General features: G+C 59.8%; 26 protein-coding genes and 1 other RNA gene. 7 read left to right on the top strand and 20 right to left on the bottom strand.

All coding sequences use genetic code 11. The features are described 5' to 3' along the window. Positions 1-4: 4 nt before the first annotated feature. The 9 genes from mraY to rsmI all read right to left on the bottom strand — a co-directional run bounded on the left by mraY (position 5) and on the right by rsmI (position 9,072). Positions 5-1,087, bottom strand: coding sequence for a phospho-N-acetylmuramoyl-pentapeptide-transferase (mraY, locus tag AB4N73_RS16660; protein WP_016773275.1), 1,083 nt, complete (start codon positions 1,085-1,087; stop codon positions 5-7). Beyond that, entirely contained in the window at positions 1,087-2,454 is a 1,368-nt protein-coding gene (locus tag AB4N73_RS16665) for a UDP-N-acetylmuramoyl-tripeptide--D-alanyl-D-alanine ligase (RefSeq protein ID WP_024014246.1), read from the bottom strand. Before AB4N73_RS16665 ends, mraY begins: the two co-directional genes overlap by 1 nt. Continuing rightward, a complete protein-coding gene (locus AB4N73_RS16670) occupies positions 2,447-3,910 on the bottom strand; it encodes a UDP-N-acetylmuramoyl-L-alanyl-D-glutamate--2,6-diaminopimelate ligase (RefSeq protein WP_016773271.1) in 1,464 nt (487 codons plus the stop codon). The genes AB4N73_RS16665 and AB4N73_RS16670 overlap by 8 nt, the downstream gene beginning before the upstream one ends. Further along, entirely contained in the window at positions 3,910-5,649 is a 1,740-nt protein-coding gene (locus tag AB4N73_RS16675; protein ID WP_174823877.1) for a peptidoglycan D,D-transpeptidase FtsI family protein, read from the bottom strand. Before AB4N73_RS16675 ends, AB4N73_RS16670 begins: the two co-directional genes overlap by 1 nt. Beyond that, on the bottom strand, positions 5,649-5,942 hold the full coding sequence (gene ftsL, locus AB4N73_RS16680; RefSeq protein WP_016773269.1) for a cell division protein FtsL: 294 nt from the start codon (positions 5,940-5,942) through the stop codon (positions 5,649-5,651). Before ftsL ends, AB4N73_RS16675 begins: the two co-directional genes overlap by 1 nt. Continuing rightward, the gene (gene rsmH, locus AB4N73_RS16685; protein WP_024014247.1) at positions 5,939-6,886 is read right to left on the bottom strand and encodes a 16S rRNA (cytosine(1402)-N(4))-methyltransferase RsmH; all 948 of its coding nucleotides are present in this window, start codon (positions 6,884-6,886) and stop codon (positions 5,939-5,941) included. The genes ftsL and rsmH overlap by 4 nt, the downstream gene beginning before the upstream one ends. Then, the gene (gene mraZ, locus AB4N73_RS16690; RefSeq protein ID WP_007917012.1) at positions 6,883-7,338 is read right to left on the bottom strand and encodes a division/cell wall cluster transcriptional repressor MraZ; all 456 of its coding nucleotides are present in this window, start codon (positions 7,336-7,338) and stop codon (positions 6,883-6,885) included. The genes rsmH and mraZ overlap by 4 nt, the downstream gene beginning before the upstream one ends. A gap of 402 nt (positions 7,339-7,740) precedes the next feature. Further along, an RNA gene (rnpB, locus tag AB4N73_RS16695) (RNase P RNA component class A) lies at positions 7,741-8,093 on the bottom strand. Between the two features lie 73 nt (positions 8,094-8,166). Continuing rightward, positions 8,167-9,072 carry a 16S rRNA (cytidine(1402)-2'-O)-methyltransferase gene (rsmI, locus tag AB4N73_RS16700; RefSeq protein WP_460142336.1) on the bottom strand — a complete coding sequence of 302 codons (906 nt, stop codon included), beginning with the start codon at positions 9,070-9,072 and terminating at the stop codon, positions 8,167-8,169. Between the two features lie 177 nt (positions 9,073-9,249). On the opposite strand from rsmI, the gene AB4N73_RS16705 reads away from it, so the two are divergent. The 4 genes from AB4N73_RS16705 to AB4N73_RS16720 all read left to right on the top strand — a co-directional run bounded on the left by AB4N73_RS16705 (position 9,250) and on the right by AB4N73_RS16720 (position 12,693). Then, positions 9,250-11,061 (top strand): penicillin-binding protein activator, encoded by a 1,812-nt coding sequence (locus tag AB4N73_RS16705; protein WP_252886786.1) that lies wholly within the window; start codon positions 9,250-9,252, stop codon positions 11,059-11,061. Then, positions 11,061-11,423 carry a YraN family protein gene (locus tag AB4N73_RS16710; RefSeq protein WP_016773265.1) on the top strand — a complete coding sequence of 121 codons (363 nt, stop codon included), beginning with the start codon at positions 11,061-11,063 and terminating at the stop codon, positions 11,421-11,423. The genes AB4N73_RS16705 and AB4N73_RS16710 overlap by 1 nt, the downstream gene beginning before the upstream one ends. A gap of 101 nt (positions 11,424-11,524) precedes the next feature. After that, positions 11,525-12,118: a phosphoheptose isomerase gene (locus AB4N73_RS16715; protein ID WP_008082788.1), complete on the top strand. Its 594-nt coding sequence runs from the start codon at positions 11,525-11,527 to the stop codon at positions 12,116-12,118. Further along, positions 12,115-12,693 (top strand): BON domain-containing protein, encoded by a 579-nt coding sequence (locus AB4N73_RS16720; protein ID WP_024014250.1) that lies wholly within the window; start codon positions 12,115-12,117, stop codon positions 12,691-12,693. The genes AB4N73_RS16715 and AB4N73_RS16720 overlap by 4 nt, the downstream gene beginning before the upstream one ends. A gap of 153 nt (positions 12,694-12,846) precedes the next feature. Here the strand turns inward: AB4N73_RS16720 and AB4N73_RS16725 are convergent, their stop codons facing one another. From AB4N73_RS16725 to rplM, 7 genes are all read right to left on the bottom strand, one after another. Beyond that, a complete protein-coding gene (locus AB4N73_RS16725; RefSeq protein WP_016773263.1) occupies positions 12,847-13,260 on the bottom strand; it encodes a ClpXP protease specificity-enhancing factor in 414 nt (137 codons plus the stop codon). A gap of 16 nt (positions 13,261-13,276) precedes the next feature. Next, positions 13,277-13,894 (bottom strand): glutathione S-transferase N-terminal domain-containing protein, encoded by a 618-nt coding sequence (locus AB4N73_RS16730; RefSeq protein ID WP_007961620.1) that lies wholly within the window; start codon positions 13,892-13,894, stop codon positions 13,277-13,279. 146 nt (positions 13,895-14,040) lie between these two features. Next, entirely contained in the window at positions 14,041-14,823 is a 783-nt protein-coding gene (locus AB4N73_RS16735) for a cytochrome c1 (protein WP_016773262.1), read from the bottom strand. Beyond that, the gene (locus AB4N73_RS16740; RefSeq protein WP_016773261.1) at positions 14,823-16,034 is read right to left on the bottom strand and encodes a cytochrome b; all 1,212 of its coding nucleotides are present in this window, start codon (positions 16,032-16,034) and stop codon (positions 14,823-14,825) included. Before AB4N73_RS16740 ends, AB4N73_RS16735 begins: the two co-directional genes overlap by 1 nt. Continuing rightward, positions 16,034-16,627 (bottom strand): ubiquinol-cytochrome c reductase iron-sulfur subunit, encoded by a 594-nt coding sequence (gene petA / locus AB4N73_RS16745; protein WP_007917031.1) that lies wholly within the window; start codon positions 16,625-16,627, stop codon positions 16,034-16,036. Before petA ends, AB4N73_RS16740 begins: the two co-directional genes overlap by 1 nt. A gap of 273 nt (positions 16,628-16,900) precedes the next feature. Further along, on the bottom strand, positions 16,901-17,293 hold the full coding sequence (gene rpsI / locus AB4N73_RS16750) for a 30S ribosomal protein S9 (RefSeq protein WP_003228056.1): 393 nt from the start codon (positions 17,291-17,293) through the stop codon (positions 16,901-16,903). Positions 17,294-17,307: 14 nt separating this feature from the next. Next, a complete protein-coding gene (gene rplM, locus AB4N73_RS16755) occupies positions 17,308-17,736 on the bottom strand; it encodes a 50S ribosomal protein L13 (RefSeq protein WP_003228062.1) in 429 nt (142 codons plus the stop codon). 244 nt (positions 17,737-17,980) lie between these two features. Between rplM and AB4N73_RS16760 the strand changes: the two genes are divergently transcribed. Continuing rightward, positions 17,981-19,021, top strand: coding sequence for an NADP(H)-dependent aldo-keto reductase (locus AB4N73_RS16760; protein ID WP_056790225.1), 1,041 nt, complete (start codon positions 17,981-17,983; stop codon positions 19,019-19,021). A gap of 156 nt (positions 19,022-19,177) precedes the next feature. Here the strand turns inward: AB4N73_RS16760 and AB4N73_RS16765 are convergent, their stop codons facing one another. Then, positions 19,178-20,314 (bottom strand): acyl-CoA dehydrogenase family protein, encoded by a 1,137-nt coding sequence (locus tag AB4N73_RS16765; protein WP_460142337.1) that lies wholly within the window; start codon positions 20,312-20,314, stop codon positions 19,178-19,180. 250 nt (positions 20,315-20,564) lie between these two features. On the opposite strand from AB4N73_RS16765, the gene AB4N73_RS16770 reads away from it, so the two are divergent. Beyond that, positions 20,565-21,461 (top strand): GlxA family transcriptional regulator, encoded by an 897-nt coding sequence (locus tag AB4N73_RS16770; protein ID WP_163012735.1) that lies wholly within the window; start codon positions 20,565-20,567, stop codon positions 21,459-21,461. Positions 21,462-21,634: 173 nt separating this feature from the next. Here AB4N73_RS16770 and zapE read toward each other — a convergent pair whose 3' ends face one another. The 3 genes from zapE to AB4N73_RS16785 form a co-directional block, all read right to left on the bottom strand. Continuing rightward, positions 21,635-22,729, bottom strand: a complete 1,095-nt coding sequence (gene zapE / locus AB4N73_RS16775; protein WP_016773254.1) for a cell division protein ZapE — start codon at positions 22,727-22,729, stop codon at positions 21,635-21,637. 90 nt (positions 22,730-22,819) lie between these two features. Continuing rightward, positions 22,820-24,175, bottom strand: a complete 1,356-nt coding sequence (locus AB4N73_RS16780; protein WP_252882668.1) for a tryptophan--tRNA ligase — start codon at positions 24,173-24,175, stop codon at positions 22,820-22,822. Between the two features lie 24 nt (positions 24,176-24,199). Beyond that, the gene (locus tag AB4N73_RS16785) at positions 24,200-24,829 is read right to left on the bottom strand and encodes an alpha/beta hydrolase (protein WP_460143597.1); all 630 of its coding nucleotides are present in this window, start codon (positions 24,827-24,829) and stop codon (positions 24,200-24,202) included. Between the two features lie 144 nt (positions 24,830-24,973). Here AB4N73_RS16785 and AB4N73_RS16790 point away from each other — a divergent pair, with 144 nt between their 5' ends. After that, entirely contained in the window at positions 24,974-25,408 is a 435-nt protein-coding gene (locus AB4N73_RS16790; protein ID WP_460142338.1) for a Z-ring associated ZapG family protein, read from the top strand. Positions 25,409-25,659 lie beyond the last annotated feature (251 nt).

A 25,659-nucleotide genomic window follows, 5' to 3' on the forward strand; every position in this document is an offset into this window, starting at 1 on the left:
CGTTCTACCTCAGCTTCAGGGTGGCAAGGCCGACCAGGACGAGAATCACGGTGATGATCCAGAAACGGACGATCACGCGCGGCTCGGGCCAGCCCTTGAGTTCAAAGTGGTGGTGAATCGGCGCCATGCGGAACACGCGGCGACCGGTCAGCTTAAAGGAGGCAACCTGAATGACCACTGACAGGGTTTCCATCACGAACACGCCGCCCATGATGAACAGGACGATTTCCTGACGGACGATCACCGCGATGGTGCCCAGTGCCGCGCCGAGTGCCAGGGCACCGACGTCGCCCATGAACACCTGCGCTGGATAGGTGTTGAACCAGAGGAAACCGAGGCCGGCACCGATCAGTGCACCGCAGAACACGATCAATTCGCCTGCGCCCGGCACGTAAGGAATCAGCAGGTATTCGGCGAACTTCACGTTGCCCGACAGGTAGCAGAAAATCCCCAGGCCGCCGCCGACCATCACCGTCGGCATGATCGCCAGGCCGTCGAGGCCGTCAGTCAGGTTGACCGCGTTGCTCGAACCGACAATGACGAAGTAGGTCAGCACGATGAAACCGGCGCCCAGCGGGATGCTGTAGTCCTTGAGCATCGGCAGAATCAGCGTGGTTTCCACCGGCGTCGCGGCAGTCATATAAAGGAAGATCGCAGCGCCGAGGCCGAACACCGACTGCCAGAAATACTTCCAGCGGCTCGGCAGGCCACGGGAGTTCTTCTCGATGACTTTGCGGTAATCGTCGACCCAGCCGATGGCGCCGAACAGCAGGGTCACCAGCAGCACCACCCAGACGTAGCGGTTGCTCAGGTCAGCCCAGAGCAAGGTGCTGACGCCGATCGAAGACAGAATCAGCGCGCCACCCATGGTCGGCGTACCGGATTTGGACAGGTGCGATTGCGGACCGTCGTTGCGCACCGATTGGCCGATCTGACGGTTCTGCAGAGTACGGATCATCCACGGGCCATAGCACAGCGACAAGACCAGCGCGGTCAGCACACCGAGAATCCCGCGCAGGGTCAGGTACTGGAAGACCGCGAAGCCTTTGTAGAACTGTTGCAGATACTCCGCTAGCAGCAGCAGCATTAATGTTTCTCCAGACTGGACCCGCACAGAGCCGCAACGATGTTTTCCATCGCTGCGCTGCGCGAACCCTTGATCAAAATGGTGGTGTTTGTGTCCTGCTCGGCGGCGAGGGCCTGGATCAGCTCGGCCTGGGTGCCGAAGTGCTGCGCCTGCTCACCGAAAGCGTTTACCGCGTGGACCATGTTCGGCCCGACCGCGTAAAGCGCGGAAACCTTGCCTCGGGCGTACTCGCCCACGTCGCGGTGCCCCTGCTCCGCCCAGTCGCCCAACTCGCCGATATCCCCGAGCACCAGGACGGTGCGGCCGGAAAAGCCGGCGAGTATATCAACGGCCGCGCACATCGAGGTGGGGTTTGCGTTGTAGGTGTCATCGATGACGCGCATGCCGTTTTTCGCCAGTTGCGCGACGGTGCGCCCCTTGACCGGTTGCACCGCGCCCAGCCCGGTGGCGATGCCGAACAGCGACACGCCCAAGGCGTGGGCAGCAGCGGCGGCAGCCAGGGCATTGGCGACGTTATGGGTACCGAGCAGGTTCAGTTGCACGCGCTCGCTACCTTCAGGGGTGTGCAGGTTGAACGCCGGGCAACCGCGGGCATCAGTGGCCAGATCGCTGGCGTGGAAATTCGCCTCGCTGTTGCTCAGGGCGAAGGTCAGCACCTGACGACCGGCAGCGCGGGTCTTCCAGATACCGAAAGCCTTGTCATCGAGGTTGAGCACGGCGATGCCATCGGCGGCCAGGCCTTCGATGATTTCACCTTTGGCTTCGACGATTTTTTCCGGACCGCCGAACTCACCGACGTGAGCGGTGCCGGCGTTGTTCAGGATCGCTACGTGCGGCTTGGTCAGGCCGACGGTGTAAGCGATCTCGCCCAGACGTGAAGCGCCCAGTTCGATGACAGCCGAGGTGTGTTCCGGCGCCAGTTCGATCAGGGTCAGCGGCACGCCGAGGTCGTTGTTCAGATTGCCACGGGTCGCCAGCACCGGACCGCGCGTGCGCAGGATGCTCGCGAGCATTTCCTTGACCGTGGTCTTGCCACTGGAACCGGTCACCGCCGCCACTGGCTGGGTGAACGCAGCACGGTTCAACGCGCCGAGTTGGCCGAGGGCCTGACGGGTGTCCTTGACCAGCAATTGCGGCAACGCGCTGTCGGCGACTTCACGCTCGACCAATGCAGCGACGGCGCCTTTGCCAGCGACATCGTTAAGGTAGTCATGACCGTCGAAACGCGGGCCGGTCAGGGCGATGAACAACTGGCCGGGCTGAATGGCGCGGCTGTCGATACTGACGCCGTCGAAACTCGCGTCAGCGCCGATCAAACGGGCTTCGAGGGCGTTGGTCAGTTCACTAAGTGTCAGAGCCTTAAGCATGGGCCACCTCCCACGCGGTCAGAGCATGATCAGCCTCGACCAGATCGGAGAAGGCATGGCGCACGCCGTTGATTTCCTGATAGTCCTCGTGACCTTTGCCGGCGAGAACAATCACGTCGTCAGCGGTCGCGCCGGCGATAAGTTGTGCGATGGCCTGGCCGCGACCGGCGACGAAAGTGACTTTATCCACAGCGGTGAAACCGGCGCGGATGTCGTCGAAAATCACAGCAGGATCTTCGGTGCGCGGGTTGTCATCGGTGACCAGCACCTGGTCGGCGAGACGCTCGACCACTTCGGCCATCAACGGACGTTTGCCGCGATCGCGATCACCGCCGCAGCCGAACAGGCACAGCAGTTGGCCTTTGACGTGCGGGCGCAGCGCAGTGAGAACCTTTTCCAGCGCATCGGGCGTGTGGGCGTAATCGACCACCACCAACGGCTGCGTGCCACCACCCAGACGCTGCATGCGACCGGCCGGGCCTTCGAGCTTCGGCAGCACTTTGAGAATTTCGTCGAGGGCGTAATCCAGACCGAGCAAGGCGCCGACTGCGGCCAGCACGTTACTCAGGTTGAAACGACCAAGCAGCGTACTGCGCAGGTGATGCTCGCCCTGCGGCGTGACCAGCGTGGCGCGTACACCATGGTCGTCGAACTGCGCTTCGCGGCAGAACAGGTAGGCACTGCTGTCGAGCAGGCTGTAGGTGATCAAACGCGACTCGCGTTTTTCCGCCGCCAGTTGCCGGCCGAAATCGTCGTCGAGGTTGACCACGCGGCACTTCAGGTCATTCCAGGCGAACAGCCGGGCCTTGGCCTCGGCGTACGCCTGCATGGTGCCGTGATAATCCAGATGATCGCGGGACAGGTTGGTCATCACCGCCACGTCGAACGCCAGCGCGGTGACCCGGCCCTGATCCAGACCGTGGGACGAGACTTCCATGGCCACGGCTTTGGCACCGGCCTTTTTCAGGTCACCCAGGGTCGCTTGCACGGCAATCGGGTTCGGCGTGGTGTGCAGGCCGCTTTCCAGCGCGCCGTAGAAACCGGAACCCAGCGTACCGACGATGCCGCAATGCTGGCCGAGCAGATCCAGCGCCTGCGCGACCAGTTGGGTCACGCTGGTCTTGCCATTGGTGCCGGTGACACCGATCAGGTTCAGGTGATGACTCGGCTCACCGTAAAAACGCCCGGCGATGTCCGACAGCTGCGCCGCCAGACCCTTGACCGGAATCAGCGGCACGTCAGTGATCGGCAGCACGGTGGCGCCTTCGACTTCATAAGCCACGGCAGCCGCGCCGCGTTGCAAGGCATCCGCGATATGCGCACGGCCATCGAAACGGCCGCCGGGCACGGCGAGAAACAGATCGCCGGCGCGCACGTTGCGGCTGTCCAGCGCCAGTTCACGGATCAACAGATCGTGGCCGGCGTGGGGAAATATCTTGTTCAGACTTAATGACATCAGCCGCGCCCTCCATTGGCTTTCAGCGGAACGACCGGGGTGGCGTTGGCCTGTTGGGTGGTCGGCAGGTTGTCCGGGGTCACGTTCATCAGACGCAGGGTGCCGGACATCACACGGCTGAATACCGGCGCCGACACCAGACCACCGAAGTAACCGGCCTTGGTTGGCTCATCAATCACCACAACAATGGCGTAACGCGGATCGCTCATCGGGCCGAAGCCGGCGAACAGCGAACGGTAGGAGTTTTCCGCGTAGCCCTTGGTGCCGACCGAGGTCTTGCGCGCGGTACCCGACTTGCCGCCGACGTGATAAGCCGGCACCTGCGCACGGAACACGCCGCGCGGCGCTTCGATTACCTGCTGCAACATGCCCTGCATGGTTTTCGCCACGGCTTCCGGCAGCACTTGGGTGGTCTGCGGCATCTTGTCGGTTTTGATCAGCGTCAGCGGCGCGAGACGACCGTTGTTGGCCAGTGCCGAGAACGCGTGCACCAACTGGATCGCGGTCACCGAAATACCGTAGCCGTAAGACAAGGTTGCAGTTTCAGCCTTGCGCCATTCGCGGTAGTTCGGCAGATTGCCGACACGTTCGCCGGGGAAGCCCAGGCCGGTGTCCTGACCGAGGCCGACTTTCTGCGCGAGACGGAAAATGGTTTCGCCGCCGATATCGAAGGCGACCTTACTCATGCCGACGTTACTGGAATTGATCAGGATGCCGGTCAGATCGAGCACTGGCCCTTCGGTCTTCGACACGTCTTTGATGGTGTATTTGCCGATCTGCAACGAGCCCGGATACACCTCGACGGTGTCGCTCGGTTTCCAGCGGCCGGTTTCGATTGCCGCGCTCATGGAAATGGCTTTCATGGTCGAACCCGGCTCGAACACGTCGATCATGGCGCGGTTGCGCATCATCGCCGGTTGCAGGTTGCGACGGTTGTTCGGGTTGTAGGTCGGCTGGTTGACCATGGCCAGGATCTCGCCGGTCTTCACATCCATGATCACCAGACTGCCGGCCTTGGCACCGTTCTCGATGATCGCGTTGCGCAGCTCGCGGTTGGCCAGGTATTGCAGACGCAGGTCAATCGACAACGCCAAGGGCTTGCCGGCCTTGGCGTTCTTGGTGACTTGAACATCCTTGATCAACCGGCCACGGCGATCCTTGATGACTTGTCGTTTGCCCGGCACCCCGGCCAGCCATTCGTCATAGGCCAGCTCGACGCCTTCGCGACCGTGATCGTCGATGTCGGTAAAGCCGACCATGTGCGCGGTGACTTCACCGGCCGGGTAGAAGCGGCGGAATTCTTCGATGCCGTAGACGCCCGGCACTTTCAGATCGAGCACAGCCTGACCCTGCTCGGGGGTCAGCCCGCGCACCAGATAAATGAATTCTTTGTTGGCCTGGGCTTCGAGGCGTTCGCTCAGGGCTTTCGGGTTCTGGCCCAGCGCAGCGGCGAGCGCCGGCCACTTCTCTTTGGCCGACTGCATTTCCTTGGCATTGGCCCACAGCGTAGTCACCGGCGTACTGACCGCCAGAGGCTCGCCATTACGGTCGGTGATCAGGCCACGGTGCGCCGGAATCGGAATATGCCGCAGGCTGCGCGCATCGCCCTGCCCTTTGAGGAAGTCACGGTCGACCACTTGCAGGTCGATGATGCGCCAGCAGATCGCCGCGACCATCAGACCGAGCAGCGCCACCATCAGGCGGAAGCGCCATGGGAACAGTGCGCCTTCGAGTTTCATCATGGCGCCACCATCTTCACGTCAGCCGCGCCAGGGATGTGCATTTTCAGTTGTTCGGTGGCTAGCACTTCGATGCGGCTGTGCGCGGTCCAGGTGCTCTGCTCGAGAATCAAGCGTCCCCACTCGGCCTGCGCCTTGTCGCGCACGCTGAGTTCGTTATAAAGGGTGTTGAGCAACTGCCGGTTCCAGTGCGCGCTGTACGACACGGCAATGGCCGAAAACAGCACGCCGATAAACAGCAGCAGCATCAGAAAGCTGCCGCCGGGCAGTGGTTTGGCGAAAAGCTTGCTCACCGCAACTTCTCCGCGACACGCATGACGGCGCTACGGGAACGTGGGTTGGCTTTGAGTTCGGCGTCGGAGGCCGTCTGCGCTTTGCCGTGGATTTTGATTTTCGGTTCGAAGGCGACGTGGCGAACCGGCAGGTTGCGCGGCAAATTGTCGGCCTCACCTTTCACCAGCTTGCGCATGAACAGTTTGACGATGCGGTCTTCCAGCGAGTGGAAGCTGATCACCACCAGGCGGCCGCCAACTTCCAGCGCTTCCAGCGCGGCGTCGAGGCCGGCTTCCAGATCGCCGAGTTCGTTGTTGACGTGAATGCGCAACCCCTGGAATGCGCGGGTGGCCGGGTTCTTGCCCTTTTCCCACGCCGGGTTGGCGACTTTCAGCACTTCGGCCAGATCGGCGGTGCGCTCGAACGGCTTGATGTCACGACGCTCGGCGACCGCACGGGCCATACGCCCGGAGAAACGTTCTTCGCCGTATTCCTTGAACACCCGGGCGATTTCTTCCACGGGCGCGGTGTTGACGAATTCGGCAGCGCTGATGCCACGGGACGGGTCCATGCGCATGTCCAGCGGCCCGTCATTGAGGAAACTGAAGCCGCGCTCGGCGTCATCAAGCTGCGGCGAAGACACACCGAGGTCAAGCAGAATGCCGCTGACCTTGCCGGTCAGGCCTTGCTCGGCAACCACCGAACCGAGCTCGGCAAAGCTGCGCTGCACAACGACAAAGCGGCCGTCTTCGGCCGCTAGCGTTTGCCCGGTGGCAATCGCTTGAGGATCCTTGTCGAATCCGATGAGTCGACCGTCCGGCCCGAGCTGGCTGAGGATCAACCGACTGTGCCCGCCGCGCCCGAACGTGCCGTCCAGATAGCAGCCATCAGGACGTACGGCGAGAGCCTCGACGGCTTCGTCAAGCAGTACGGTGATGTGGTTAAAGCCGCTATCAATAGTCACAGGATCAAATCACGCAGTTCATCAGGCATCGCGCCCGGTTGTTGAATAGCAGCAAGGTCAGCGGCAGATACCGCATTCCATGCATCCTCGTCCCACAATTGGAACTTGTTCAGTTGGCCGACCAGCATCGCGCGCTTATCGAGCTTGGCGTATTCGCGCAAACGCGGCGGAACCAGGAAACGACCACTGCCATCGAGTTCGAGGTCGACGGCATTACCAATCAATAAACGTTGCAGGCGACGGTTCTCTTCGCGAAGCGAAGGGAGTGCGCGCAACTTGGTTTCAATAATTTCCCACTCGTCGAGCGGATAGACACAGAGGCATGGATCAACGGCATCAATGGTCACGATCAATTGGCCGGAACTGCGCGAATCGAGCTCGTCACGGTACCGGCTCGGCATGGCGAGACGGCCCTTTGCATCGAGACTGATAGCGTTAGCTCCGCGAAACACGTCAGCGTTTCTCCAATTTTTATCGTTTTGAGCTCAAAAAACCCACTTCATGCCACTTTCCGCCACTTGCGCACACTATAGGAATGCGCCCACCACACCGTCAAGGCGCGGATTAAAGGAAAAGCCTTACAGAACGGAGATTTAGCGACGTAAAAGGAGGCTCAACGAGAATCTGACGTGAAGTTTTGGTCAATAACTTGATGCAGCACTGAAAGCTGCGCTCGAAAGTTAAAGTAGTTTGTTAAGAGTAAGATTTTTTCGGTATTACAAAGGCGCTTCGGCTGTTGATTGAAGCAGGGTGGGAAAAGGCTATTACCACGTTTGCCGCTGCCGGAGTTTCAGACCAGGCCGGCTGATATTACACAGCCGCGTCTTCTTTGTTTCAAGCAGGGAAAGAAAAAGGTGGAGAGTCGATCTGTAAGCCGGGTTCTGTCTTGAACAGTCATTCGTCTACGATGGCCATCACTGGACATCTTTAGCAACCTACCCGGTCCCAGCGCGGGCCACGCCTTGGGACCCTATTTGGTCTTGCTCCAAGTGGGGTTTACCTAGCCACGAACTGTTGCCAGACGTGCGGTGCGCTCTTACCGCACCTTTTCACCCTTACCGGCGCTTGCGCGCTTAGGCGGTTATTTTCTGTGGCACTTTCCGTAGGCTCACGCCTCCCAGGCATTACCTGGCACTTCGCCCTATGGAGCCCGGACTTTCCTCCCCCCCTAATTTTCATAGAGGGCAGCGACTGTCCGATCGACTCTCCGCCGCGAAGGTTAACGGCAGAGCGCCGGAAGAACAAGCGCTAAAACCCTCAAGAACGCCATGGGCGACGGCTTACACGCCTTTCTGTTTATCCAGCGCCACCTGATACAACACGTTTTTGCGCTCGCCAGTGATTTGCGCTGCCAGTGCGGCGGCGCGCTTGAGCGGCATTTCCTCCAGAAGCAGATCGAGGATGCGCATGGCTTCGCTGCTGACCGCGTCCTCCGACTCCGGCGCGGTCCAGCCGGCCACCAGCACTACGCACTCGCCGCGCTGCTGATTGCTGTCGGACTCGACGAACGCACGCAGTTCGCTGAGCGGCAGGCCTTTAAGGGTTTCGAAGGTTTTGGTGATTTCCCGCGCCAGCAAAGCCTGACGCTCGCCACCAAACACCGCTTCCATATCCTGCAGGCATTCGAGAATGCGATGCGGCGCTTCATAGAAAATCAATGTGCGCGGCTCTTCTTTAACCGCTTCCAGACGCGACTTGCGTCCGACCGACTTGGCCGGCAGAAAGCCTTCGAAGATAAAACGGTCGGACGGCAAGCCCGCCGCCGACAGCGCTGCGATCAACGCACAGGCACCCGGCACCGGCACCACGTTGATCCCCGCCGCACGGGCCTGACGCACCAGGTGATAACCCGGATCGGAAATCAGCGGCGTGCCGGCATCGGAGATCAGCGCGATGTTGTCGCCCGCCAACAACCGCGTAATAAAGCGGCTACCCTCATCCCGTTCGTTGTGTTCGTGACATGCGGCCAAGGGCGTGCCGATGCCGAAGTGCTGCATCAGGCGCGCCGAATGCCGGGTGTCTTCCGCTGCAATCAGGGCCACTTCACGGAGGATTTTCAAGGCCCGGGCGCTGATGTCGTCCAGGTTGCCGATGGGCGTCGCCACCACATAAAGCGAGCCAGCAGCGGAATTCAAAGGACCTGGAGCAGTCAAAGCGCACACCTCGTGATCGGTAAAAGCGGCCATTGTAGCGCGTCATGAGGCTTGCGATGCGCTCCGGCCGAGTGCGGTTTTTCGCCCGGTTGTGCGCTGCCGCAACATTTACTCCAGCTAAATTGACCGATTCACGCCAGTAACATCGCGCCCCGGCCAGTGCTTGGGTACAATTCCACGCTAATTTGATCGAGTATCAGGAACACTTACATGATCGCTTGCCTGCGGCTGTTCACTGCCCTCTGCCTCGCTGCCTTGTTGGCCGCGTGTGCCAGCTCCCCTTCCTCCAGCCTTGGCGAACTTCCACGGACTCCGGACGCCAGCATCGAGCAACTGCTCGAACAGGCTGCCCAGGCTAAAACCCCGGAACAAGCCGCCCTGCTGCGCCTGAGCGCGGCGGACCAGGCTTACCGCCAAGGCAATGCCGGCCAGTCCGCGCAAATCCTGCAACAAGTGCCGGTGGAGCAACTCAAGCCAGGCCAGCAGATTTTCGCCAATACGCTGTCCGCCGAACTGGCCATGACGCGCAATCAGCCGAAAGCTGCGCTGACCGCCCTGAGCCATCCGAGCTTCCAGAAGCTCGGGGAAATGCCGGAAGAGCAGCAAGTGCGCACTGGCACTGTTCACGCCCGCGCCCTTGAAGCCGACGGCCAGACACTGGCCGCTGCCCGCGAACGTGTGTTCATCGCACCGATGCTGGAAGGCGAAGCGGCGAGCAAGAACCACGAAGCGATCTGGACCCTGATCGCTTCGCTGCCAACCGATCAATTGCAACCGAACAACACCGACGATCTCGGCGGTTGGATGGCTCTGGCGCAAGCGGTGAAAACCGCAGGCACGCTGGAACAGCAACAAGCCGCGATCGACAACTGGCGTGGGCAAAATCCAAAGCACCCGGCGGCTGTCAACCTGCCGCTGCCATTGACCAAACTCAAGGAACTGGCCAGCCAGCCACTGAGCAAAATCGCCCTGCTGCTGCCACAGGACGGCCAGTTGGCGTCGGTCGGCAAAGCGCTGCGTGAAGGCTTCATGGCCGCGCATTATCAGGCGCAACAGGCCGGCCAGAACCCACCTGCCATCGAGTTCTACGACAGCTCGAAGCTGACCTCGATGGACGAGTTCTATCGCAAGGCTCAGGCTGACGGCGTGCAACTGGTAGTCGGCCCACTGGAAAAACCACTGGTCAAGCAACTGAGCACTCGCCCGCAACTGCCGATCACCACCCTGGCGCTGAACTACAGCGAAGGCGAGCAAGGCCCGGCGCAGTTGTTCCAGTTCGGTCTGGCGGCTGAAGACGAAGCTCGCGAAGTTTCCCGTCGCGCCCGTGCCGACGGCCTGCATCGCGCCGCGATCATGGTGCCGAAGGGCGAATGGGGCGATCGCGTCCTACGCGCCTTCAGCCAGGACTGGCAAGCCAATGGCGGCAGCATCGTTGCCACCGAGCGTGTCGATCAGCCGGTGCAACTGGCCCAGCAGATTGCCGACATGTTCCAGCTGCGTCAGAGCGAAGCTCGCGCCAAGAGCCTGCAGAATGTTGCCGGCACCAATGTCGCCGCGCAGCCTTCGCGTCGTCAGGACATCGAATTCATCTTCTTGGCCGCCACGCCGCAACAGGCCCAGCAGATCAAGCCGACCCTGAATTTCCAGTACGCCGGTGACGTGCCGGTCTACGCGACCTCCCACGTCTACAGCGCCAGCGGCGACGTCAATCAGTACAACGACATGAACGGCATTCGCTTCTGCGAAACCCCATGGCTGCTGGAAACCAGCGATCCGCTGCGCCAGCAAGTAGCTGCGCAATGGCCGCAAGCCAATGGCAGCCTCGGTCGCCTGTACGCCATGGGCGCCGATGCCTATCGCCTGGCACCGCGCCTGGGTCAACTCAAGGCCCTGCCGGACAGCCGCATCGAAGGTCAGTCGGGCAGCCTCGGCATGACCCAGACCCAGCGCGTTGTGCGCCAGTTGCCGTGGGCACAGTTCGTCAGCGGTCAGGTGCAGCGCCTGCCGGACACCCCGCGCTGATGCCCGACAGGTCACGCTCGCAAAGCGGCAAGGATGCCGAGCGCCAGGCGCTCGAACATCTGCAACAACAAGGGCTGCGCCTGCTGGCGCAGAACTGGTTATGCAAACGCGGCGAGCTTGATCTGGTCATGCTTGATGGCGATACAGTAGTATTCGTTGAAGTTCGCTACAGAAAAAACACTCAATGGGGTGGCGCGCTCGCCAGTATCGACGAGCGCAAGCAGCAGAAACTGATCTTTGCAGCACAGTATTTTCTTCAGCGCGAGTCGCGTTGGGCCAATTCCCCCTGCCGCTTCGATGTGGTGGCAATCGACAGCCACCCGAATCAGCTGAACTGGTTGCAGAATGCTTTCGACAGTTGATCGCCTGCATCCTGCCCCGTTTTCGTCCGACACATTTTGCTCTTTGCTTTGCCGGCTGCACATTCACGTGCCGAACAGCCGCGCCACTTAAGGTCACACAGATGGACATGCAATCCCGAATTCGCCAGCTATTTCAGGCCAGTATCGACACCAAGCAACAGGCGATGGACGTACTTGCACCGCACATCGAGCAAGCCAGCCAGATCATGGTCAACGCCCTGCTCAACGAAGGCAAAATGCTCTCGTGCGGCAACGGTGGTTCGGCCGGCGATGCCCAGCATTTTTCTTCGGAGCTGCTCAACCGCTTCGAGCGCGAGCGTCCGAGCCTGCCGGCGATTGCGCTGACCACCGACACTTCGACGATCACCTCGATCGCCAACGATTACAGCTACAACGAAGTGTTCTCCAAGCAGATCCGCGCGCTCGGCCAGCCGGGCGATGTGTTGCTGGCGATTTCGACCAGCGGCAACTCGGCGAACATTATTCAAGCGATCCAGGCCGCACATGATCGCGAAATGATTGTCGTAGCTTTGACCGGACGCGATGGCGGCGGCATGGCGTCGCTGCTGTTGCCCGAGGACGTCGAGATTCGCGTACCGGCCAACGTCACTGCACGTATTCAGGAAGTCCACTTGCTGGCGATCCATTGCCTTTGCGATCTGATCGACAGCCAACTGTTCGGGAGTGAAGAATGACCCCTAATCGCCTTGGCCTTCTGGCCTTGACCCTGTGCCTCGGCATCAGCGGCTGCACCTCGGTGGTAAATGCCAGCCGTGAAGCGCCGATCGAAGACGACCGTGGCACGCGCACATTCGGCAGCAAGATCGACGACTCGCTGATCGAGACCAAAGCAGGCGTGAACATCGCCAAGGCCGACCCGGCCCTGGACAACGACTCGCACATCGTCATCACCAGTTTCAACGGCGTGGTCCTGCTCGCCGGCCAGACGCCACGCGAAGACCTCAAGGCCAAAGCCGAACAGGCCGCCGCCAATGTCCAGCGCGTGAAGAAGGTGCATAACGAACTGCAAGTGCTGCAACCGTCCTCCCTGCTCGCGCGCCAGAACGACGCGTGGCTGACCACCAAGATCAAGACCCAGATGCTCACCGACGCCAGCATTCCTGGCTCGCGCATCAAAGTCGTGACCGAGAACGGCATCGTCTATCTGCTGGGCCTGCTGACCAAACAGGAAGCCACTCAGGCAACCAATCTGGTTCAGGGTGTGTCCGGTGTGCAGAAGATCGTGAAGCTGTTCGAATACATCGACTGACCTGATTACGCAGGAGCTGTGTAGGAGCTGACGAGTGCAACGAGGCTGCGATCTTTTGATCTTGCTTTTAAAAATCAAAAGATCGCAGCCTCCGGCAGCTCCTACACGACCAATGCAGGCACAAAAAAGGCGATCCACCCGGATCGCCTTTTTTTATTTCACAACCTTCAAGCTTGGCCGGCCACTCGGACGTGGCGGCTCGCTGCCCGGTGGCGGCGAGTCGTCATCCGGATCGATGTCTTCCTCGTCGTCCATTGGCAACTCGAGGTCAAACACCATGCCCTGGCCGTTCTCCCGCGCATAAATGCCCAAGATCGCGCTGATCGGCACGTAGAGACTGTGCGGAACACCGCCGAAGCGGCCTTCGAACGTCACCACGTCGTTGTCCATGTGCAGATGACGCACGGCACTGGGCGAGATGTTCAGGACGATCTGGCCGTCACTGGCAAAACCCTGTGGCACCTGCACCGCCGGGTACTCGGAGTTGACCAGCATGTGCGGGGTGCAATCGTTATCCACAATCCACTCGTAGAGCGCGCGGACCAGATAAGGTCGACTGGAGTTCATAGCGGCTCCTTAAGCCTTAGCGCATATCGCGTTCGACACCAGACAGACTCGCCTGGAAAGCCTCACGCGCAAACTGACGCTCCATATAATCAAGCAGCGGCTTGGCCGGCCGCGGCAGTTCAATACCCAGAATCGGCAAACGCCAGAGTATGGGTAATAGGCAGCAATCCACCAGACTTTGTTCCTCACTGAGGAAGAACGGTTTGTCGGCAAACAGCGGCGAAACGCCGGTCAGGCTTTCGCGCAATTCCTTGCGCGCCACGACCCGTGCGGCCTCTTTGCTCTTGGGATCCAGAATCAGATCCACCAGCCCGCACCAGTCACGCTGAATCCTGTGGATCAGCAGACGGCTGTTGGCCCGCGCTACCGGATAAACCGGCATCAGCGGCGGGTGCGGGTAACGCTCATCCAGATACTCCATCACCACGGTCGACTCCCACAACGCCAGGTCACGATCGACCAGCGTCGGCAGACTGCCGTAAGGGTTCACCTCAATCAGTTTAGGCGGCTGGCGGCCCGCTTCCACGTAGATGATTTCGGCGCTGACACCCTTCTCTGCAAGCACGATGCGCACTCGGTGGGAATAGTGGTCGGCGGGGTCGGAGTAACAGGCCAACCGATTGGTCACGCCCATGGCGATCCTCCTCGCTTGTTGAATTTGTCGGAACCGGAAAAACGCGCGCGCCCAGAGGGCACCTCCCGCAGGGTCTGACTGAGCAGACCCTGCTTTAGCGGAGGCGCCCTTGGGCGCGCGCGATTAACAGCAATGCTTGAAGCGTATCAGTGCACGTCTTTCCAGTATTCACGCTTGAGCAGGTAGGCGAACACAAAGAAGAACGCCAGGTACAGCAAGACATAAGTACCGATGCGCTGATGTTGCAGCTTAACCGGGTTAGCCGAGTAAGCCAGGAAGGTTACCAGATTCTTGACCTTCTCATCGAACTGCTCTTCGTTCAGAGCACCGGACTTCGGCACGATGGTCAACTGATCACACGCTTCATGAGTCAGCGGCGTGCCGGTCAGCGGATCGTATTGCTTCTTGCCGTCCTCGACGATCTGCACCTGCTTGCAGCCGACGACCTGCCGACCTTGCAGGCCGACCAGCACGTTAGGCATGCCGACGTTCGGGAAGACCTTGTTGTTCACGCCCCATGGACGCGCCGGGTCTTCGTAAAACGACTTCAAGTAACCGTAGAGCCAGTCGGTGCCGCGTACCCGCGCTACCAGAGTCAGGTCCGGCGGCGCTGCGCCGAACCAGGTCTTGGCGTCGGCCGGCTGCATGCCGATGTTCATGTGGTCGCCAATCTTGGCACCGGTGAATACCAGCTTCTCCAGCATCAACTCGTGCGGAATGCCGAGGTCATCGGCAACGCGCTCGTAACGCTGGAACTTGGCGCTGTGACAACCCATGCAATAGTTGGCAAAGGTCCGCGCACCATCCTGCAGGGCGGCTTTGTCGGAGACGTCGATATCGACACTTTCCAGTTCCGGACCATGGCCCCCGGCAGCAAAAGCCAGGGAAGGCAGCGCAGTAAAAATCAGAGCAAGAAATAACTTTTTCATCAGCCAGTCACCCTTTCCGGAACCGGTTTGGTCTTCTCGAGCCGGGTGTAGAACGGCATCAGAATGAAGTAGGCGAAATACAGGAAGGTGCAGACCTGCGACAGCAACGTGCGCCCCGGCGTCGGCGCAAGAACGCCGAGGATGCCGAGAATCACGAAAGAAATGCAGAACACCACCAGCCAGATTTTGCTCATCCAGCCCTTGTAGCGCATCGATCTCACCGGACTGCGGTCCAGCCATGGCAGCACGAACAGCACCGCAATCGCCGCGCCCATGGCGATAACACCCATGAGCTTGTCCGGCACCGCACGCAGGATTGCGTAGAACGGAGTGAAGTACCAGACCGGGGCAATGTGCTCAGGCGTCTTGAACGGGTTAGCCGGCTCGAAGTTTGGTTTTTCGAGGAAGTAGCCGCCCATTTCCGGGAAGAAGAACACAATGAAGCAGAAGATGAACAGGAACACCACGACGCCGACAATGTCCTTCACCGTGTAGTACGGGTGGAACGCGATGCCGTCCAGCGGGATGCCGTTTTCGTCTTTGTGCTTCTTGATATCGACGCCGTCAGGGTTGTTCGAGCCCACTTCGTGCAGCGCCAGAATGTGCAACACCACCAGACCGAGAATCACGATCGGCAGCGCGACAACGTGCAAGGCGAAGAAGCGGTTCAGGGTGATTCCGGAGATCAGGTAGTCACCACGAATCCACTGGGTCAGGTCATCGCCGATCAGCGGAATCGCGCCGAACAGCGAGATGATCACCTGGGCGCCCCAGTACGACATCTGGCCCCAAGGCAGCAGGTAACCCATGAACGCTTCGGCCATCAGTGCCAGGTAGATCAGCATGCCGAACACCCAGACCAGCTCGCGCGGTTTCTGGTACGAACCGTAGAGCAGGCCGCGGAACATGTGCAGATAGACGACGATAAAAAACGCCGAGGCGCCGGTCGAGTGCAGCAGACGCAGGATCGAGCCGTACTCGACGTCGCGCATGATGTATTCGACGGAAGCAAACGCCTCTTCTGCGGACGGCGTGTAGCTCATCGTCAGCCAGACACCGGTGACGATCTGATTGACCAGCACCAGCAGCGCCAGCGAGCCGAAGAAATAGAAGAAGTTGAAGTTTTTTGGTGCGTAATATTTGCTGAGATGGTCTTCCCACATTTTGGTCGCGGGAAAGCGCGCATCAACCCAATCCATGAACTTGCTCATCACGCTTTCTCCGTATCGACGCCAATGACAATCAGGTCATCGGTCTCATAGGAATGCGGGGGAACTGGCAGGTTCAAAGGCGCAGGTTGCGACTTGTAGACGCGGCCAGCCAGATCGTAGTGGGAACCGTGGCACGGGCAGAAATAGCCGCCTACCCAGTCTTTGCCCAGATCCGCAGGTGCCACTTCGGGACGGAAGGTCGGTGAGCAACCCAGGTGCGTACAGATCCCGATCAGCAGGAGAATTTCCGGCTTGATCGAGCGCACTTCCGGGTCGACATAAGTGGGTTGCGTGGAGTTTTTGGAGGTCGGATCGGAGAGTTGACCCTCGATCTTCTTGAGATTCCCCAGGATTTCCTCGGTACGGCGGACAATGAACACCGGCTGGCCGCGCCATTCAGCAATCATCTGCTGGCCTGGCTCGATTTTGCTGACATTCACTTTCACCGGTGCACCGGCAGCTTTCGCCTTGGCACTGGGAAACCATGACCCCACGAACGGGACCGCAGCCCCCACCGCTCCTGCAGCACCGACCACGGATGTGGCTGCCACCAGGAAGCGACGCCGGCCTGCATTCACGCCGTCATTGCTCATTCAGTCCTCTCCCATCAGCTTTTTTGGCCTGTTAAATCAGGCGTCTACTAAATAAATCAAATGTTACTTATAAAAATTTTGCCCGAATGGTAATGAAAACCCCCAATTCTGACAAGGTTAATTCCCCGGGGATCAACCCCTCAAGCCTTGGAGTATAGGGGGTCTACGGCTGTGGCAAGTTGTCACAACGCAATTCTTTGATAAATCGCACGCATAAAAAAACGCCCGCTTCCGTGAGGAGGCGGGCGTTCTTTTTTGAACGTGGAAGCGAAATTAACGCTTCGAGTACTGCGGACGCTTACGCGCTTTACGCAGACCAACTTTCTTACGTTCAACTTCACGGGCGTCGCGGGTAACGAAGCCAGCTTTGCGCAGAGCGCTACGCAGGGTTTCGTCGTAGTCCATCAGAGCGCGGGTGATGCCGTGGCGGATTGCGCCAGCCTGACCACTTACACCACCGCCGATCACGGTGACGTAGATGTCGAACTTCTCGACAGTCTCGGTCAGCTCCAGCGGCTGACGAACTACCATGCGGGCAGTTTCGCGGCCGAAGAAGTTATCCAGCGAACGGTTGTTGATGGAGATGTTACCAGTACCCGGACGCAGGAAAACGCGTGCGGTTGCGGTCTTGCGACGGCCAGTGCCGTAATTTTGAGTCGCCGACATAATGAACTATTCCGTTAAATCTTCAGTTCTTGGGGCTGCTGAGCAGTATGAGGGTGTGCAGCGCCCGCATAGACTTTCAGCTTACGGTACATGTCGCGACCCAGTGGGTTTTTAGGCAGCATGCCTTTAACCGCGGTCTCGATCACGCGCTCAGGGGCTTTGGCGATCAGCTTTTCAAAGTTGATCGACTTGATGCCGCCCGGGAAACCGGAGTGGGAGTAGTACATTTTGTCAGTGGTTTTAGCGCCGGTAACACGGATCTGCTCGGCGTTGATGACGACGATGTAGTCGCCGGTGTCAACGTGAGGAGTGTACTCAGGCTTGTGCTTGCCACGCAGACGGCTCGCGATTTCGGTGGCCAGACGACCCAGGGTCTGACCAGCAGCGTCGACGACAAACCAGTCGCGCTTTACTGTTTCCGGTTTAGCAGTAAAAGTTTTCATTCTTTATAGCCTCAGGGGCCGCCTGTAAATAAGACGGCGGATCTTACTGAATAGTGCGTACTTTGACAAGTCAAAGGCAGCCGGATACAGACGCTTTCGGGGGCTCGGGTCGGCGCGTCCGTTCAACGGCAAGATTCTTCGGCGGCGGCGCATCACTTCCACTGCAGAAAGAGGTCGGCAATTATGCAGATTGCGAAAAATTTTTCAACCTGCTTTTATGATTGTTTTGCCCAAGGAGCACCCGATGGACTATCGCCAGCTAGGCCGTACCGACCTGAACGTGAGTGCAATCTGCCTCGGCACCATGACCTGGGGCGAGCAAAACACTGAAGCTGAAGCCTTCGCCCAGATTGAACGGGCCAAAGAGGCGGGGATCAATTTCCTCGACACCGCTGAAATGTATCCGGTGCCGCCCAAAGCCGAAACCTACGCCACCACCGAGCGCTACATCGGCAATTACTTCAAGAGTCGCGGTGACCGTGCCGACTGGATCCTCGCCAGCAAGATCGCCGGCCCCGGCAACACCATCGACTACATCCGCGACAAGAACCTGCGCCACAACCGCCAGCACATCACCGAAGCACTGGACGGCAGCCTCAAGCGTCTGCAGACCGATTACATCGATCTGTATCAATTGCACTGGCCGGAACGCAGCACCAACTTTTTCGGACAGCTGGGCTACAAGCACAAGATCGAAGCGAACCTGACGCCACTGGAAGACACCCTCGAAGCCCTCGACGAGCAGGTGAAGGCCGGCAAGATCCGCCACATCGGCCTGTCCAACGAGACGCCGTGGGGCACCATGCGCTTTCTGGCTCTGGCCGAAGCCCGTGGCTGGCCGCGTGCAGTGTCGATACAGAACCCGTACAACCTGCTCAACCGCAGCTTCGAAGTCGGCTTGGCCGAGATCGCCATCCGCGAACAGTGCGGCCTGCTCGCCTATTCGCCGCTGGCGTTCGGTTTCCTCTCCGGCAAGTACGAGGGTGGCGCCCGTCCAGCGAAAGGACGCCTGAGCCTCTACAGCCGCTTCAGCCGCTATTTCAACCCGCAATCCGAAGCGGCGTGCAGCCGTTACGTTGCATTGGCCCGTGAACACGGTCTGGACCCGGCGCAAATGGCACTGGCCTTCGTGACCCAGCAACCGTTCGTCACCAGCAACATCATTGGCGCAACGACGCTTGAACAACTGGACAGCAACATTGCCAGTTTTGATCTGAAACTGTCCGATGAAGTGCTGGCCGGGATCGAGGCGATTCACAAGGATCATCCGAATCCGGCGCCATAACTGACCGCCAAAAGCTTCGCGAGCAGGCTCGCTCCCACAGGTACGGTGATCCCCTGTGGGAGCGAGCCTGCTCGCGAAGAGGCCAGTCGGATTACCTCAACAGCGGAACGCGGAGCGTCCCCGGCGGCATTCCCACGCAGAGCGTAGGAACGATCATCAAAGCGACCGCGCAATAATCTCTTTCATGATTTCATTGGTGCCGGCATAAATCCGCTGCACCCGCGCATCCGCCCACGCCCGGGCCACCGGGTATTCCCACATGAAGCCGTAGCCGCCATGCAGTTGCACGCATTCGTCGAGCACTTTGCATTGCAGGTCGGTGCCCCAATATTTGGCCATCGCCGCCGTCGGCACATCGAGTTTGCCTTGCAGATGCAGCTCCAGGCAGCGGTCGACAAAAACCCGGCCGATCTGGATCTCTGTAGCCATTTCGGCCAGTTTGAAGCGGGTGTTCTGGAAATCGGCAATCGACTTGCCGAACGCCTTGCGATCACGGGTGTAATCCAGCGTCCATTGCAACGCCGCTTCAGCCGAGGCCAGGCCGCCAATCGCCACGGTCAGGCGCTCTTGCGGTAACTCCTGCATCAGATAGGCAAACCCGGCCCCCGCCTGGCCGAGAAGGTTCTCCTTCGGCACGCGCACGTCTTGGAAGAACAGTTCCGAGGTGTCCTGCGCCTTCATGCCGACCTTCTCCAGGCGCTTGCCTTTCTCGAAGCCCGGCGTATTCGCCTCCACCAGGAACAGGCTGGTGCCCTTGGCCCCGGCCTTCGGGTCGGTCTTGGCCACCACGATGACCAGATCAGCCAGAAAGCCGTTGGTGATAAAGGTCTTCGAACCGTTGATCACATATTCGTCACCGTCGAGCACCGCCGTGGTTTTCAACCCTTGCAGGTCGGAACCGGCGCCAGGCTCGGTCATGGCGATCGCCGTGACCATTTCCCCTGAGACCAGTTTCGGCAGGTATTTGTGTTTCAGCGCCTCGCTGCCGTAATGCAGGATGTACGGTGCGACGATGTCCGAGTGCAGCGAAAAGCCGATGCCGGTCAGTCCCAGACGCCCGACTTCTTCAATCACCACGGTGCTGTAGAGGAAATCCGCGCCGAGCCCGCCGTACTCTTCCGGCAGATGCGAACAGAGCATCCCCGCCTCCCCCGCCTTGTTCCACAGCGCGCGATCAATGTGTCCCTGCTTCTCCCACTGCGCGTGATACGGCACGGCCTCTTTTTCGAGGAAAGTTCGCACGCTGTCGCGGAACAATTCGTGCTCGGGGCTGAACAGGGTTCTAGGGATCATGCGGCACCTTTCTTTGTTGTTGGAGGGATTCGGCTCTCAGAGACTAAGCCCCGCTTCCGCTACGGGACACTGGACACATCCGACAAAAAATAAGACGATCCAGCCGTCTGGTGACCACTTTCCCTTATAAAAACAAAACAAAAGTTGAATTATGTCTAAGCACGTCTCCCCGCCCTTGCGGCGCGTCAGCATCCTGGCCATCGATCGGGTTTTCGCTTACACCCTCATGCAAGCCAAGGATTTTTTCCATGTGGCCAGCCTGCGTTACGGCAAACAACTGGGCCACGGCCTGACACCGGCGTTTGAAACGCGCCTGGTCAGCCCGGATGGCAAACCGGTAAAAAGCTTCAGCGACGTGGTCATGCCGGTCGACGGTGGCCTGGAAAACGCCGATGTGATCATCCTCCCGGCGTTCTGGGACGACTTCGATACGCTGTGCGGCCGTTATCCGCAAATCCTGCCGTGGCTGCGCGAACAGCATGCGCGCGGCGCGGTGTTGTGTGGCGAAGCCACCGGGGTGTTCTGGCTCGCCGAAGCCGGACTGCTCAACGGCAAGGAAGCGACCACCTACTGGCGCTTCTTCAATGCCTTCGCCGAGCGTTTCCCCAAGGTCTATCTGAATCAGGACAAGCACCTGACCGATGCCGACAATCTCTACTGCGCCGGCGGTACTACCTCGGCATGCGATCTCTATATCTATCTGATCGAACGCTTCTGCGGCGCGAACGTGGCGCAAGCCGTGGCCCGCGACATCCTCTACGAAGTGCAGCGCAGCTATTCGCCGGGACGTATCGGTTTCGGTGGGCAGAAGCTGCATCAGGACGTGATCATCCTGCAGATCCAGCAGTGGCTCGAAGAGCATTTCGCCGACAAGTTCCGCTTCGAAGACGTCGCCCGCGAGCACGGCATGAGCATCCGCAACTTCATGCGCCGCTTCCAGACCGCCACCGGCGACAAGCCGCTGCATTACTTGCAACGCCTGCGCATCGAGACGGCCAAGGGCTTGCTTTCGGGCACGCGCAAGAGCATCAAGACCATCAGTTATGAGGTCGGTTACGACGATGCGAGCTTCTTCGCGCGACTGTTCCGCCAGCACACCGAACTGTCGCCTAACCAGTATCGTCAACAGTTTCAGCAGGCTGCGTAACTCAACTGCGCGATCCAATGTGGGAGCGAGCCTGCTCGCGAATACGTACTTACCTGCAACATTGACGTTGCTGACACTGCGCTTTCGCGAGCAGGCTCGCTCCCACAGGGAAAAACTTCAGCGCATAAAAAAGGCCTGCAATCGCAGGCCCTTTTTTGTCGCCGAGACTCCGCTTAAGGCTTGTGCGCCCGCGACAGAAACTCGTGGGATTGCATCTCCAGCAGTCGGCTCAGCGTGCGCTGAAACTCGAAGGTCAGGCGTCCGCCGGTGTACAGATCCTTCAACTCGACTTCAGCAGAAATGATCAGCTTGACGTTGCGATCGTAGAACTCGTCGACCATGTTGATGAAGCGCCGGGCGATGTCGTCGGTGGTGACGCTCATCTGCTCGACGCCGCTGAGCAGCACGGCGTGGAAAATCTTGCCCAGTTCGATGTAGTCGTTCTGGCTGCGCGGGCCGTCGCACAGTTCGCGGAAGTCGAACCAGGCCACGTCGTCGCAGGTGCGCAGAGCGCGGATTTCGCGGTTCTCGATGATCAGCACATCGTTTTCAACCGCCGCCGTGCACTCCGGCGTCAGCGCCTTGAAGCTCTTGCGCAGGCTTTCGTGCGCGGCTTCGTCGAGCGGATAGTGGAACAGCTCGGCTTGCTCGAGGTGACGCAGACGATAGTCAACACCGCTGTCGACGTTGACGATCTCAGTGTTCTGTTTGATCAGCGCAATGGCGGGGAGGAAGCGCGCGCGTTGCAGGCCATCCTTGTACAGGCCGTCCGGCACGATGTTCGACGTCGCGACCAGGGTCACGCCGTTCTTGAACAATTCTTCCATCAGCGTGCCGAGGATCATCGCGTCGGTGATGTCGGAGACGAAGAATTCATCGAAGCAGATCACCCGCGACTCGGCCGCGAAGCGCTTGGCGATGATGGTCAGCGGGTTTTTCTCGCCGCCCAGGGTTTTCATTTCTTCGTGCACACGCTTCATGAAGCGGTGGAAGTGCGTGCGGGTCTTTTCCTTGAACGGCAACGCTTCGAAGAAGGTGTCGACCAGGTAAGTCTTGCCGCGACCGACGCCGCCCCAGAAATACAGGCCCTTGACCGGTGCCTGATCCTTTTTGCCAAACAGCTTGCCGAGCAAACCCGGCTTGTTCTGGTCAGCGGCGATCAAGTCGTCGTACAGACGCTGCAAGTGACGCACAGCAGTTTCCTGCGCGGCGTCATGGAAGAAGTCCGGGCGTTTCAGATCAGCTTGATATCGTTCTAGGGGCGTCATAATTCGTTAGCAAGGCAACAAAAACGGGCCGTCACTGTAGCGACGGCCTGTGGGAATGGCAATCGGCCCTTGGTCGGGTCGTGCCGCCGATCAGTCTTGAGCTGGAGTCAGTGCGACGCGCAACGCCTCGATGGCGGCGTCCCGCGCGGCAGCGTCGGCGAAGGCCGGGCTGTCACCCACGCACTCACCGGCCAGCCAGACGCTGAAGCTCAGGTCATCAGTACGCACATCCAGCGACTCGCCGGACTGCAACTGTTTGGTCACCTGGCCGGCAGTCTTGCCGTCGGCGAAGTTGCGCGACAACAACAATTGCTCGCCATCGGCCGCCAGCAGACGGAAACGGAAGCTGCCGTCGTCCTCGCGGAAGCTGACGAAACGTGCGGCTTTCGCGGCTTTCTTCTTGGTAGTCGCGGCCACCTGAACCTGATTGACGAAAGAACGCAGGCCAACGGCTTCACGCAATTCGTTGAGGAACGGAGTGGCCACCGCCCGGGCCTTCTTCGCACCAATCTGCAGGATGTCTTCCAGGTCCGCCGGACGCTCGATCAACTGGTGATACTTCTCGCGCGCCTCGCCCAGCTCGTTGTCGAGCAACTGGAACAGGCGATTCTTCGCCTCGCCCCAGCCCAAACCACCGAGCAGTTCGCTGCGGAACTCGTCAGCCTGCGCCGGAGTGGCGAAGGCCTGGAACAGAGTGAACAGGTGCGAGTTGTCCGGATCTTTCGCTTCGCCCGGGGCCTTGGAGTCGGTGACGATCCGCGAGATCGCGTCCTTCATTTCTTTCGCGCTGCTGAACAACGGAATGGTGTTGTCGTAGCTCTTCGACATCTTGCGACCGTCGAGGCCCGGCAACGTCGCCACGCTTTCTTCGATCAGCGCTTCGGGCATGGTGAAGAACTCTTTGCCCTGGCCGAACAGATGGTTGAAACGCTGACCGATATCGCGGGCCATTTCCACGTGCTGAATCTGATCGCGACCGACCGGCACCTTGTGCGCGTTGAACATCAGGATGTCCGCCGCCATCAGCACCGGATAGCTGTAGAGGCCCATGGTGATGCCGGCATCCGGGTCTTCACCCGTCTCAACGTTTTTGTCCACCGACGCCTTGTAAGCGTGCGCACGGTTGAGCAGGCCCTTGGCGGCGACGCAAGTCAGCAGCCAGGTCAGCTCGGGGATTTCCGGGATGTCGGACTGGCGGTAGAACGTCACGCGGTCGACATCGAGGCCACCGGCCAGCCAGGTCGCGGCGATTTCCAGACGCGAGCGCTGGATGCGCAGCGGGTCATCGCATTTGATCAGGGCGTGGTAGTCGGCCAGGAAATAGAACGAATCGGCCTGGCTGTCGCGGCTGGCGAGGATTGCCGGGCGAATGGCCCCAGCGTAGTTGCCCAAGTGCGGCGTGCCAGTGGTGGTGATGCCGGTGAGAATGCGGGTACGGTTGGTCATGGGTAATCGCTTGTCAGACTGCAATCAATTCGAGAGACGCGGCAGCAGCAGATCCTTGAGATCGGTCAGCTTGCCGTGAAAAAAGTGTCCGCATTCTGCCACTTTCAGCAGCTCATGGGGGCGCTGGAGTTGTTCCGACCACTGGTAGACCAGTTGCGGATCGATGACTTCATCGGTTTCCGGCTGGATCACGGTCAACCCGCCGTGCTGCGGCAGTTGATCCTGCTCGCCCAGACGCATCACCGCCGGGGCAACCATGAACAGGTGCTCAAGCTGCACGCCTTGGGCTTCGAGACGGCCGCCGAGACTTGCTGCAACAAATCCGCCGAAGGAGAAACCGAACAGGGTCAGCGGCAGATCCGGGTGTTTTTCCCGCAGCCATGTGGCGGCGGCCTGGGCGTCGTCGACTTCACCGGAGCCCATGTCGTGCGTGCCCTGGCTGGCGCCGACGCCGCGATAGTTGAAACGCAAGGTGATCAGGCCTGCATCGCGCGCGGTGCGCTGCAGGGTCGAGACAACCTTGTTGAGCATGGTGCCGCCCTGCACCGGGTTCGGATGGCAGATCAGCGCGATGCCGCGCGGCTGCTCGTTATCCAGGTAAAGGCTTTCCAATTGACCCACCGGGCCGTCAATCAATACAGGGGTTTCACGCATCAGCAAGGGAGGAACTCCGTGACCTCGAATCGGGTCGACTCGTCTAGCAAATTGTCTGTGCCAATCTATTGCGAGTGAATCGCGGTATACAGCGCAGGTTCGAGCCGTTAACGTAAAGCAAAGCCGTTTATAGAGGAAGGACTCGTGGAACACTCGCTCTTAGTTTGGTTGTTACCGACTCTTGCCCTGGTTGTGGGTGTCGCCATTGGATTCCTGATCGCGCGCGTTGCGCCGAACGCCGCACCGAGCCGCACGCAGCGTCAACTGGATGATATCCAGGAGCGTTTCGACAGTTATCAGAACGAAGTGGTCACCCACTTCAACAGCACCGCGATGCTGGTCAAGAAACTGACCCAGAGCTATCAGGATGTGCAGGACCACCTCGCCGAGGGCGCCAATCGTCTGGCCCTGGACGAGCAGACCCGCCAGCGCCTGATCGCCGCCCTGCACGCCGACGCAGCGCAAGCACCTCGCGAACGCCTGACGCCACCGCGCGATCAGGAGCCACCGCGTGACTATGCACCGAAGAATCCAAACTCGCCGGGCATGCTCGATGAGCATTATGGTCTGAAGAAGTAATCGGGTTTCGCGCCCAACAAAAAGCCTCCGGACAATGCTGTTGTCCGGGGGCTTTTTGTATCGGCTGATTTTGCGGTGACAACACTGGCCTTTTCGCGGGCAAGCCCGCTCCCACAGGGGTCAGGTGTGGAACACAGATTTTGTGGCCACCGCCAATACCTGTGGGAGCGGGCTTGCCCGCGAAGAGGCCGGCACTGCCCAGACAAAAAAATGCCCGATCACAGGATCGGGCATTTCTTCATTCAGGCAAT

The organism is Pseudomonas sp. S3_B08 (genome assembly GCF_054667725.1).